At 47.5% G+C, this 12,098-nt stretch carries 8 protein-coding genes; 5 read left to right on the top strand and 3 right to left on the bottom strand.

Annotated features, from left to right (window positions below; all coding sequences use genetic code 11):
* Positions 1-21: 21 nt before the first annotated feature.
* Together GZ78_RS12175 and nagB are read right to left on the bottom strand one after the other, a co-directional pair.
* Positions 22-948, bottom strand: a complete 927-nt coding sequence (locus GZ78_RS12175; protein WP_051786096.1) for an SDR family oxidoreductase — start codon at positions 946-948, stop codon at positions 22-24.
* A gap of 159 nt (positions 949-1,107) precedes the next feature.
* Positions 1,108-1,974, bottom strand: coding sequence for a glucosamine-6-phosphate deaminase (nagB, locus tag GZ78_RS12180; protein ID WP_236631537.1), 867 nt, complete (start codon positions 1,972-1,974; stop codon positions 1,108-1,110).
* 142 nt (positions 1,975-2,116) lie between these two features.
* Here nagB and GZ78_RS12185 point away from each other — a divergent pair, with 142 nt between their 5' ends.
* Positions 2,117-2,593, top strand: coding sequence for a CreA family protein (locus GZ78_RS12185; RefSeq protein ID WP_034835802.1), 477 nt, complete (start codon positions 2,117-2,119; stop codon positions 2,591-2,593).
* A 109-nt stretch (positions 2,594-2,702) separates the two neighbouring features.
* Here GZ78_RS12185 and trxA read toward each other — a convergent pair whose 3' ends face one another.
* On the bottom strand, positions 2,703-3,038 hold the full coding sequence (gene trxA, locus GZ78_RS12190) for a thioredoxin (protein WP_034835804.1): 336 nt from the start codon (positions 3,036-3,038) through the stop codon (positions 2,703-2,705).
* Between the two features lie 176 nt (positions 3,039-3,214).
* Between trxA and GZ78_RS12195 the strand changes: the two genes are divergently transcribed.
* The 4 genes from GZ78_RS12195 to GZ78_RS12210 all read left to right on the top strand — a co-directional run bounded on the left by GZ78_RS12195 (position 3,215) and on the right by GZ78_RS12210 (position 12,065).
* Entirely contained in the window at positions 3,215-4,048 is an 834-nt protein-coding gene (locus GZ78_RS12195; protein WP_034835807.1) for an AraC family transcriptional regulator, read from the top strand.
* A 169-nt stretch (positions 4,049-4,217) separates the two neighbouring features.
* Positions 4,218-5,489: an exonuclease subunit SbcD gene (gene sbcD / locus GZ78_RS12200; protein ID WP_051786097.1), complete on the top strand. Its 1,272-nt coding sequence runs from the start codon at positions 4,218-4,220 to the stop codon at positions 5,487-5,489.
* Positions 5,486-9,151: an AAA family ATPase gene (locus GZ78_RS12205; RefSeq protein ID WP_034835810.1), complete on the top strand. Its 3,666-nt coding sequence runs from the start codon at positions 5,486-5,488 to the stop codon at positions 9,149-9,151. Before sbcD ends, GZ78_RS12205 begins: the two co-directional genes overlap by 4 nt.
* A gap of 283 nt (positions 9,152-9,434) precedes the next feature.
* Entirely contained in the window at positions 9,435-12,065 is a 2,631-nt protein-coding gene (locus GZ78_RS12210; RefSeq protein ID WP_034835812.1) for a hypothetical protein, read from the top strand.
* The last annotated feature ends 33 nt before the right edge of the window (positions 12,066-12,098 follow it).

Here is a 12,098-nt window from a genome sequence, read left to right on the forward strand (position 1 = left end):
TCTGTTGATGAAACACTACGGCTACTCGTCGTCCTCATAAAAATCATACAGTCTGGGTGTGCTCAGTTTCACACCGGGTGGCGCAGGAATACTCTCAGGCACGAAGTAGTCGGGCACCAGAGCGTTTCCCGGAACCATACTGTATTGCTCCAGATCTCTGACGCCTTCTTCATACAGCAGCGTGTCATCAATGCAGAAATTACCCGTGAACGTATCAGAGGGTTTGGTCGTTATGGCAAAAGCTGCATCGGCCATGATTTCAGGTTTTCGGAATTCCGAGCGTAAAGCGTCTCCGCCATGAACAATGGCCGCCGGCGAGTCTATACCGACTCTGGGCCATAACGTGTTGACGGCAATCCGATCTTCTTTAAACTCCGAAGCCCACCCCAGAGAATAAAGACTGACTGCAAATTTCGAGACTGAATAGGGGGAAGTGTATTTAAACCAGACAGGTTTGAGATCAAGCGGAGGCGCCAGACTGAGAATATGGGGATTATCTGATTTCTTCAGATGTGGATAACAGGCCTGAGTCACCAGAAAAGCTCCGCGCTCATTGATATCAAACAGCAAGTCGTGCCTTTTCGTGGCGGTCGCCATGGAATGTTCCATCCAGAAAGCAGCGGCATTGTTAATGCAGATATCGATCCCGCCAAATACGGAGACTGTTTCTGCCACTGCCGCTTGAACCGCCTTCTCATCCCTGACATCCATCACAATGGGCAACGCTTTGCCACCCAGCGCAATCACTTGTTCTGCCGTTTCATGAATGGTTCCGGGAAGCTTGGGGTGAGGTTCTGCCGTTTTTGAACAAATAGCAATGTTGGCTCCGGCCTGGGCGAACCGTCGGGCTATAGCAAGACCAATGCCCCTTGAGCCGCCTGACAGAAAGACCGTTTTTCCTTCAAGTGACGTTTTTTCTTCAAGTGACGTTTTTTCTTCAAGTGACATAGCGACTCCGGCTTCTGGGTAGATGGTTGATTCATCGTGTCAGAAGCCGGAAAGGGGCAGTACGCTCATTCGAGGTATGTAGCCCGGAAAATTCATAAAGCCGCTAAACCCAGATCAAGACTGCAGAAACATCCGAACTAAAAAACGCTCAGCTGATAGTCAGAGGCCGCGAATGTTTTCGGCTTCCAATTCAGCAAAATATTTCAGGGTTTTCACTCGCAGTTCCATGGTCGCGTCTTCGTCACAGACAATCATGGCTTTTGGATGCATCTGCATGGCAGAAATCGTCCACAGATGGTTCACAGAACCTTCTACAGCGGCATGCAAGGCATAAGCCTTATCAGCACCAGTTACCAGAATCATGACTTCACGAGCGTCCATCAGAGTGCCAACACCAATGGTCAAAGACAGCTTGGGCACCTGATTAATATCATTCTCAAAGAAACGGGAGTTGGCCTGACGGGTTTTGTCCGTCAGGGTTTTGATGCGGGTTCGAGAAGACAGGGAAGAGCCTGGCTCGTTAAAAGCAATGTGACCATCATGACCAACACCGCCCATAAACAGATGGATACCGCCGTAGGATTTGATCTTGTCTTCATAGCGCTGGCATTCCGCTTCAAGATCTTCGGGGTTACCATTCAGCAGGTTGATGTTTTCGTGACGGATATCAATGTGTTCAAAAAAGTTCTTGAACATAAAGGTACGATAGGATTCTGGATGATCGGCTGGAATACCCACATATTCATCCATATTAAAGGTCACTACGTGCTCAAAGCTGACCTCCCCATCACGGTTCATCTCGATCAGCTTTTTGTAGGTTGCCATGGGCGTACTGCCCGTAGGCAAACCCAGCACAAAGGGTTTGTTTGCGGTTGGCTTGAACTCATTGATCCGTCTGGCAATGTGTTTTGCTGCCCATTTGCCCACGTCGGCTTTAGCGGATAGAGGAATTAAACGCATATTGTAACCTTCCGGTTGTAGACCTTCTGAACTCTGTTTAGCCGGATGATGAGCGTTTGTCATCATTTTTTCGACCACATGAAACCGGTTACATTACCATCTTTGCAAGAATTGACCTATCTCACAGGTCAATGTTTCGTGAAATATGTCCGAATTTCCTGCCACTCCGGTATAGTCCATATGACTCCAGAAAAAACAGGTTTGATCCATGAAATTTTTTGCTCCCCTGTTAGCCATTCTTCTGCTGGCAGGTTGCTCCAATGAGAATGAAGTCGGAAACGTCAGCCTGGGATTGTTCACCACCAAAGACATCAAAATTGAAAAGGTGAATGACCCTCTGGTCAGTGGTGTCACTTGTCATATCAGTCATATCAAGGCTGACCTCAGCTTTGCTGACCCTTCTGACATGGGCATTTCCTGCCGCCAGACCGGTCCGATCACGCTGGATATGATCCAGGCCATTGATACAAGTCCCAGTGGCGAGGTGGTCTTCAAATCATCAAAGAGCGTGCTGTTCAAGTCGCTGAAAATTCGCAGAATCTGGGATGCCCAGAATAAAACCCTGATTTATCTCAGTTACTCTACAAAAGAAGTCGAAGGCAGCCACAAGCATTCAATGTCAACCGTGCCCCTATGGGGAAATGATGCCTGGGGAGAGCTTGAGCAGGAACCGCTTAAGCGTTAACAAGAAGAAAAGAGCGGGACAGTATTGAGGAGTCAGTCCCGCAAAAACACCACAAGATCAAAATTCAGCCCTATAAAAACCTCCAATCAGATCAATTATTAACAGTGTGTCAGGGTTTAGATCTGGCTATATGATCATCCAGCCATTGGGTTACCGCTTTTTCCGGTTTCGACCCCACCAGCTGATCAACCACCTGACCCTTATGAAACAGAATCAACGTCGGCACCCCACGGATACCATACTGTTTTGCCAATTCATGAAGCTCGTCTACATTGGCTTTGCTGGTAGCGACAGTGCCTTGGTAACTGTCACCAATTTTCTCGATCACTGGATTCATCACTTTGCACGGGCCACACCAGGTCGCCCAAAAGTCCACCAGAGACCAATCTGAATTACTATTGATACGCTCAAAATGATGATGATCAGTGAGTTCGTGAACACTCATAAAATCTCTCTCCCTGGATTTACTGAAAAATCGGCTTTCATGTTCTTTACAGCAATGACAAGTACTGCACTATCTCAAGGCTGGTATTGAGCTTTTCCTGTATCACTATGAGCAATGATAAGTAAGCTGTGAGATGATCGGGCTCGAATAGTCTTTTTTATGGATTTGTTCGTCTCATGGATAAACTTTCATCAATTCTCAACCAGCTTTCCTTTTCTACCGGGGTGTTTTATACGGGCCAGCTATGTGGTCTTGGCACCTTTGAAGGTGAGAAAGCCCAGTCATCAGGCCATATTCATCTATTGAAACAGGGCGTGCTGGAAACCCGGGAATCGGGGAAAGCACCTGTCATTTTTGACGAACCCACCCTGATTTTTTACCCCAGACCCTTGCCCCACACCATCAAGGCAGAGAAAGAATCCAATACCGAGGTCGTTTGTGCCGAGATCCATTATGGTGCGGGTCCCAGCAACCCGTTAGCCAACTCCCTGCCGTCAATGATCAATATTCCAATCAATCAGGACCGTCGCTTCAAGGAGACCGTTGAATGGCTGTTTGAGGAAGCTTTTGACAGTAAATGCGCCCGTCAACTGGTGATGGATCGCCTCTGTGAAATTCTGATTGTTCAGTTGCTCCGGCATGTCATCAACCATCGTCAAGTGGATGTAGGCTTACTGGCAGGACTGGCAGACTCACGACTTGCCAGAGCCATGGAAGCCATCCATAAAGAGCCTGGGAAAAACTGGAGTCTGGTAGAACTGGCAGAGCTGGCAACCATGTCTCGCTCTCGTTTTTCAGCACATTTCAAGGAAGTTAATGGCCAGACGCCCGGCGATTATATTGCTACCTGGCGGGTAGAAGTGGCGAAAACACATCTGAAAAAAGGGAAACGTGTGGGATGGGTCGCCAATGAAGTCGGTTATGAAAACACCTCCACACTGGCCCGAATCTTTCGTAGCAGAACCGGCATATCCCCCAAGGAATGGCAGAAGCAATTTATGGATCACTAGGAGGCTGACTGAGAATAGACAGTCCGGCCTAAAATCCAGAAAGAACGGCCATCTTTAACAAAGCTCTACAAAGCACATCCTTACATTAATGTTCTCACAGAACTGACAGCCCAGACTCAGGAGAGTATTCTTTATAGTCCTCTGTATTTGTCTGGTTAATCTTAAATACATGCACATCCTTCACACGTCCGATTGGCATCTTGGCCAGCACTTTATGGGTAAGAGCCGTGAGCCTGAACATCAGGCGTTTATTCGCTGGTTGCTGGAAACTGTCGACGAACACTCTGTGAATGCCATGGTTATTGCCGGTGATATTTTTGATACCGGCACACCGCCCAGTTATGCACGAACGCTCTACAACCGGTTTATTGTCGATCTGCAGAAAACCTGCTGTCAGCAATTGATTATTGTTGGAGGTAATCATGATTCAGTTGCCACGCTCAATGAATCCAGAGACTTACTGGCCTGTCTGAACACCCACGTGGTCGGAGGCGTGACTGAAAACCTGGAAGACCAGGTGGTTGTTTTGAAAAACAGCCAGGGAGAACCCGGAGCAGTGGTGTGTGCTATTCCCTTTATCCGTCCCAGAGATGTTTTAGAAAGTCGTGCAGGCGACAACGATATCGATAAACAAAAAGCACTTCAAACTGCCATTGCTGAGCATTATCAGAGAGTATTCAAGCTCGCTTCCGATAAAAACCTGCCAACAGTAGCCACCGGTCACCTGACTACCGTCGGTGGTCAAATGACAGAGTCAGTACGGGAAATTTATATTGGTACATTGTCGGCTTTCCCGGCCAGTGCTTTTCCACCTGCAGACTATATAGCCCTGGGGCACCTGCACCGGGCTCAGAAAGTCTCGGATCAGGACCATATTCGGTATTCGGGCTCCCCTATTCCCCTGAGCTTTGATGAAACCTCACGCCGCAAGCAAGTATTGCTGGTTAGCCTTGATTCAGAAGCCGCCCCAGACATAACCGAACTGGACATTCCTGTTTTTCGCTCCCTCAAAAGCCTCAAAGGGAATCTGGAGACCATTCAACAGGAACTGGATAAGATCGATGATGACGATACCCAGCTGACCACCTGGTTAGAACTGGAGATCAGCACTGACGACTACCTCACTGATCTTCAAAAACCTATACAGAGCATGGTGGAAGACAGGAATCTGGAAGTATTGCGAGTGCGACGAAAGCGTGAAACGAACGAAGCTTCGTTGCAGCGCGAGAGCAAAGAAACTCTGGATGAGCTTGATGTGTCTGAAGTGTTTGCCCGCCGACTGAATGACGAAGAACTGGATGATCAGCGCGTAGCCTCTCTCAACCAGGCGTTTAATGAAATCCTTTCCACTCTTGACGAACCAGATGATGAACCAGATGATGAACCAGATGATGACAGCAAAGCCTCTGAGCGAAAGGACGAGAAGGAGTTGAGCGTTTGAAAATCCTCAGTTTACGCCTGAAGAACATCAACTCGCTTAAAGGTGAGTGGAAAATTGATTTCACCGAAGACAATTTTCGCAACAACGGTCTCTTTGCCATTACCGGCCCTACGGGTGCGGGAAAAACCACATTACTGGATGCCATCTGTCTGGCGCTTTATCACCAGACACCTCGATTGAGCACTATTTCTGCCAGCGATAATGAGCTGATGACACGCCATACGTCAGAATCTCTGGCGGAAGTAGAATTTGAAGTTCAGGGACAAGGCTATCGCTCCTTCTGGTCTCAGCGAAGAGCCCGGGGCAAAGCAGACGGCAAGTTACAAAGTCCACAGGTGGAGCTGACCAAACTGGATGGCTCCATCATCACCAGCCGTATCAATGACAAACTGAGGATCGTCAGTGACATTACTGGCCTCGACTTCGGTCGCTTCACCCAGTCCATGATGCTGGCTCAGGGTGGTTTTGCTGCTTTTCTGCAGGCCAGCGCCAATGACCGGGCCGAACTTCTGGAAGAACTGACAGGCACCGATATTTATGGCGAGATCTCCCGCCGGGTTTTTGAGCGAGCACGATCAGAACAGGAAAAACTCAACCTGCTTCAAGCCAGAACCGAAGGCGTTGAGCTGCTGGACGACAGTGTTCTGAAACAGCTCGCTAACGAACAGACTGAACTGACTGAATCCACCAGCAAGATACAAAACAAGATTAATGAACTAAACAAACAAAACACTTGGCTGGAGAAGAAAGCAGAGTTTGAACAGGAAAAGCAAACCTCTCAGCAATTGCACCAGCAGAATCTGGAGCGCAAAGATGCCAGCAGCGAAACGCTGAAAAAACTGGAACAGTCTATTCCTGCTCTGGAAATAAAACCGGTTTATGATCAACTATCCAGTTTGAAAGCCGCAGCTGACACCCGCCAGAAACAGGTGGATGAGCTACTGGAGCAGGAAAAAAAGCTCAAGGACACACTGACAGAAAAAGAACAGACCAAGCAAAGCTCGCAGGAAAATCTAGGGCAGGTCAAACAACAGAAAACACAAACCGAGCAATTGATTGCTGACCAGATTATTCCTCTGGACCTGCAAATTTCCGAGGCTGAGCGCAGCCGAATCGAGTTGTCTGAATCACAAAAAACCGTTCAGACAACACTCCAAGGTCAGGAAGAACAGCACTCAACACTCCAGCAAAAGCGCCAGAAACTTCAGCAATCACTGAAGCAGGCCTCTGACTATCTGAGTCAAAATGCTCATCATGAAAAGCTGGCAGAACAGCTGCCTCTTTGGCATTCCCAGTTTGATCAGAGAAAGTCTCTGATTCAGCAGCTCAATCAACTCAGGAACACCCTGCAAGAGCAAAACACTCAGACTGAGCAGGACACTAGCCAACACCGGCAGTTGCTTGAACAGCAGAGAGTCAGTCAGGAAAGGTTAACCCTGACCAATCAGCTGTTGGAACAACAGCAGGCTCAGCGTCAGCAATGGCTTCAGGGGCAGGAAGAGTCTGCAATCAGGGAGCAACAACAATACCTGATGGAAAAAGTGCCTCAGTGCCAACAGCTCAAGACTTTGGTGAAACAACACGTTGAAAGCCAGACCAGCCTGTCAGCAGAAAAAACGACGCTGGATGAGAATAGCAGGCAACTCATCACGGTTCAGACAGAATTAAGCCAACAGAGAGACCTCTACCGAAAAGAAGCCCAACACCAGAAAGATCTGGAAACCCTGCTATTGCAGGAGCAAACCATTGCCAGTCTGAGCGAGCATCGAAATAATCTGCAAGAAGGTGAAGCCTGCCCACTCTGTGGTTCAACAGCACACCCTGCCGTACAGAATTATCAACAGATAGACGTTGATTCAACCGCACATCGACTGGCTGAAAAAAAGCGACTCGTAACCGAACTGGAACAACAGGGAACCCGGAAAAAACAGCAGGAAACAGAGCTAAAAACGCTCTGTACCTCTTCAGAAAAGCGTATTCTGGAATTAAAGAACCAGCAGACATCGACCCAGACAGAGTGGCAAACGCTTTGTCAGTCATTGCAGATTCAACTGGATATCTCTGATACCGAATCGGTCAGAAGCTGGCTCATCAGCACTGGGGAACAGCTGACGACCATTAAAGAACAGGTCAAACAGCTGGATACCATCAGCCAGCAACTGCAGAGTGCTCAAAAAACGGCAACTCAGGAACAACAACAGTTTGACCAGAAACAATCTCAACTGGCTCTGTTGCAGCAACAACTGAATCAATCTGCAGAACAGGTCAGAACACTGACCCAACAGATCACCCAGCAAGAACAGGATCTGGGACAGCTGGAGGCTATCCTTCAACAATCTCTGCAAACAGCACTGCCAGCGCTCGAAAATCAGGACAGTTGGCTCGCAAACCAGAAAGCTTTAAAAGATCGCTGGCAAGCCTGCCATCAACAAAACCTTGAGCAACAGCAAGCACTACAAAGCCTCAATCATGAGATACAAATGCTTGATCAAGGCCTGCTTCAGTCCCGACAGCAGAACGATCAATTAATCCGACAATTGAATCAGATCAGCACAGAGCAGGCTGATCGCAAAGACATGCGATTCACACTCTTTGGCGAGCTGAAGGTCACCGATGAACGAAGCAGAATCGAACAGGCGATAGTGACCGCTGAACAGGGCGTAAAACAGGCAGAAGTGGCATTCCAGACGGCACTGCAGGCTGTCAGTGAGTTGTCAGGTTCCATTCAGCAACACCTCAATGATCAAAAAACCGGTGGGTCTGAGCTGGAAGAACGAGAAGCTCAATGGCTGACTGTTCTGACAAACAGCCCTTTTGATTCCAACGAACAGTTTGAACAGGCACTGCTTTCTCCTGAACAACGCTCTGAGCTGGAAGCTTTAAACCGGTCTTTGGACCAGGCGATTGCAAGCAGCAACGAGCGTTTCAAACGGGCAGAATCATCCCTTGAAAAGCTATTAGACGAAGCCCTGACAGAGCTGGCTTCTGAAGAGATAGTAACCCTCCTGAAACAGCAGGAAACAGAACTGAGCCTGAACAATCAACGACTGGGTGAAATCCGACAAGCGCTGACTGAAGACCAGAAAAAACGTCAGCAGTTGTCTGGCTGGGTCAATGAAATCAGTGAGCAGAAACAGCTGTTTGCCACCTGGGAACATCTCAACAGTCTGATTGGCTCCGCAAAAGGCGACAAATTCCGTAAGTTTGCCCAGGGATTAACGCTCGACCATCTGATTTATCTGGCTAACCAACAGCTACAGAGGCTGCATGGTCGTTACCAGCTAAACCGCAGAACAGGCGAAGCACTCAGTATTGAGGTCATCGATACCTGGCAGGGTGATACCGCCAGAGACATTAAAACTCTCTCCGGGGGTGAGACCTTTCTGGTGAGTCTTGCTCTGGCACTGGCTTTGTCTGACCTGGTCAGTCACAAAACCAGCATTGATTCCCTGTTTCTGGACGAGGGTTTTGGCACTCTGGATCAAGAGACACTGGAAATCGCTCTGGACGCTCTGGACAACCTGAATGCATCGGGAAAAATGGTAGGTGTTATCTCTCATATTGAATCACTGAAAGAAAGGATTCCCACACGCATTGAAGTCATAAAAGAGACCGGATTGGGATACAGCTCTCTGGACAAACATTATGCCGTGACTCCTTGATAGCCGCGGACTGAATGCCCCTCCAAAGTAGAAACGCTCTCAGGCAGCTGCCCTGTATATCAGCTCTGAATGAATGAACGCTATGTCCAATTAGATAAGAATTAGCATTCATTCATCAGGGTTCCGATCCAAATTGAAAACTTGATTATTTATTCAATGTCATCTTCTTTACTTATCAATCATCCCAAAACAAACATGACAATCCGTGATAAAAATAAATCAAAGCTGTAGTTTATTTTTTAAAATCCGATCTCTGACCAAATCTCTGATTCTCGTCGGATCAATGAGTCTCCAGACGCTCTGTGCCGATGAAGTGCCTCTTGACTCGCCCCAACAATACTCGTTTGCAAACTCTAAGAGTGGCTTATACGTCAATACCCCTCAAACCCTGTACTACATTCCCGGCTTCTCGCTGATGAGAGATGCTATCAGCTTTGGAGCTAATGCTCTTACGGCCAGTTTCCTCGATAATCTTGATGCTTACATCATGCTAGCCACCATGTATGCCAAAGGAATAACGCCCCTTTCTGTTTCTCAGGCCGTTGCTAATATCCACTCCGCAGACGGTTTTTTAAAGTTATACACAGTAGCCTCTCTAGGTCTGTTTTACTACTCATACACGAATATGCCTTCAGCCGAGATGGTTGCACTGTCATCCCAACCAAAACCCGTGATCAATCTGCAGTTCCAGGATTTTGACAATGGACTGAACATCACATCAGTGTACACAGGCCAACCGCTCTTTGATCGACAGGTTCGTATCAACCTGATTGTGCCAAAACCGGTTTTAAGACATCACACCAGCTCTCCAGACTACGATATGGATTTTCCCTCTTACTTTGATAAGGGGTATTCACAAAGTCTTTTGCTCCTGGAACCTACCCCATTCAAACTCCCATTAACACACAATCCAGCCAAACCTTCAGAACGAGTGCTTTTAGCTCTGAATATGCTGGATGGCAGTATGGGCGATCAGATCCTACTGGGTAAATCACCAGAAGGGGACCTTTTCATCATGCTGTATCTGGGAGAATCCGGCGACTATCACAGGATCTGGCTTGATACCGATGACACGACTCATTATGTCGATGATCAGTGCGATCCAAACGCCATTGAACAAGCTATGGAGCCATTGAACTTTCTATTCTCTGAAGCTGGCAGCCAGCTTTTCAGCAATACTCTTTATTGTTTTTTTAAAAATGAATGCCTGAATGGACAGCTGCTCCTTCAGTATGGAAACAGTCGGAGCCTGTACAGTAACCAGACTGAAGTAGAGCTAGGTTTCCAACTGAGCCACCTGAAAAGCTGGATCTATGAAGCAGCAAGTCCCCCTCCACAAGGTATTGCCAAAACCAATAGCAAAAAACAGGTATCCTGGCAGCCTTTCAGTTGCACAGAAGATGGTCAGCATTGCAATGCCGGGCTTTTCTGGGACAGTAACAGTCATCCATTTCCCAGTATCATCAGGGTCGCTGAAGGTGAAGAGGTCAATCATCTCCTCCGACACTTGAGAAAACAGGAGGATCCAGAAAAAGAGCTGAAGGACAATTACCCATATTCCCTCACTCATCCCGATAGCTTCATAACAACCGCTGTTCTGGTGTGGGGCGTATTCGGCTCCAATCCCTTAAGACCCATTTTACGCAAACTGCACCGTAGAGCACTTGGTGCCGTTGTTCGCTCATTTCTGACGTCTTCTGTGAGCACGTCACCTCTACCCGCAGCACTGATGACTTCCAGTGGACTACAAGGTGTAGGCAAAGAGCTGAGCAGTTCAGTTTCATTATCTCCCCTACAAAGAACACCCATGCAACAGGCTATGAGCAATTTCAAAGCTCAGGCTTTCTATGGTGATATGTACTCTGGAGGTATACTGGCACGAGCAAAAAGCCTGTATAAAGGGAAGAATTACGTGCATCAAGCCCTGGGAAATTTATATGGTGGCAGGTTTGGAGAAGGAATATACTTCTGGCTTCCTAATCAACAAAAAGGTCTGCTCTGGCTCGCTTATGGGGTCACGAAAAAAGACCCAAACTCTATCCGTATGGTCCTGGAAATGAATGACAATGATCATTTTTTCCAGTTAAGTGGCTCTGTGACCTCTGCCCTGAAAATGTTATTAAAACCAAAAGCAGTCCCATCCGGAAAAGCGAAGTACAGATTGAAAGGCACTACTCCGAAGAGTCTTTGGCAGGTAATGCTGGATCAAATCCATAAAGACTCTCATGATCAAACGTACATACCCACGACTTACCGCTCTGATATGCTGGAAAACACCCCTGATATCTGGAAAGACGAGGATTTTATTAACGCCCTGGCTAGAGTCGAGAAAGGTATTGACTGGCTAGAGCCTTCAAAATCAGAAGTTGCTCAAAAAGAGGAGTACAAAAAGGAAACTGCCAGCAACAGTCCTCAACATAAAGGACGATTCATAAGCCGGTTTACCGTCGGTTCAAGAACCAGCTCTCCCCAAAGTCCACTTTTCTCAACAACCAGCAGGAACCCCGTTATTTTTGAAAAAGACATCAGTAAAAGGGCTTTGGAAAAAAGTGGTTTGAAGATCCAATGGCTGAATAACGCCATGACCGAGATTGAAAATCACAGTTGGAAAGAACTGAATGAGTGTTGCCTTGTCAGCGAGCAAACCGTCAGCTGGATGGGCAAGGACTACCCCCTCTATTATAAGTCCAAGGGAGCAAGGGTTGAGGAGAACGAAGGGGGTACCGTGACAGTGTTCTTCATCATTGATGCAGAACAAGTGGTGATCCTGGCTGGCGGCAGACACCCGAGAACGACAAGACAGAACCCAACCCCCTGGAGCCAGTATCGAATTCACTGGACTCGACCTGGCTTTCATGACCCCAAATTCAATATTGGCAAAGTTTACACTCTACCCAGAGGCAGTCGTCATTAAATGAAAGGTATAGAAAGAACTGTTTTAGCTTGG

Source organism: Endozoicomonas numazuensis (genome assembly GCF_000722635.1).
GTDB classification, from domain to species: domain Bacteria; phylum Pseudomonadota; class Gammaproteobacteria; order Pseudomonadales; family Endozoicomonadaceae; genus Endozoicomonas_A; species Endozoicomonas_A numazuensis.

Bases quoted from the DNA above. Each gene is read 5' to 3' on its own strand.
- GZ78_RS12175 (WP_051786096.1), bottom strand. From the start codon at position 948: ATGTCACTTGAAGAAAAAACGTCACTTGAAGAAAAAACGTCACTTGAA.
- nagB (WP_236631537.1), bottom strand. From the start codon at position 1,974: ATGATGACAAACGCTCATCATCCGGCTAAACAGAGTTCAGAAGGTCTA.
- GZ78_RS12185 (WP_034835802.1), top strand. From the start codon at position 2,117: ATGAAATTTTTTGCTCCCCTGTTAGCCATTCTTCTGCTGGCAGGTTGC.
- trxA (WP_034835804.1), bottom strand. From the start codon at position 3,038: ATGAGTGTTCACGAACTCACTGATCATCATCATTTTGAGCGTATCAAT.
- GZ78_RS12195 (WP_034835807.1), top strand. From the start codon at position 3,215: ATGGATAAACTTTCATCAATTCTCAACCAGCTTTCCTTTTCTACCGGG.
- sbcD (WP_051786097.1), top strand. From the start codon at position 4,218: ATGCACATCCTTCACACGTCCGATTGGCATCTTGGCCAGCACTTTATG.
- GZ78_RS12210 (WP_034835812.1), top strand. From the start codon at position 9,435: ATGAGTCTCCAGACGCTCTGTGCCGATGAAGTGCCTCTTGACTCGCCC.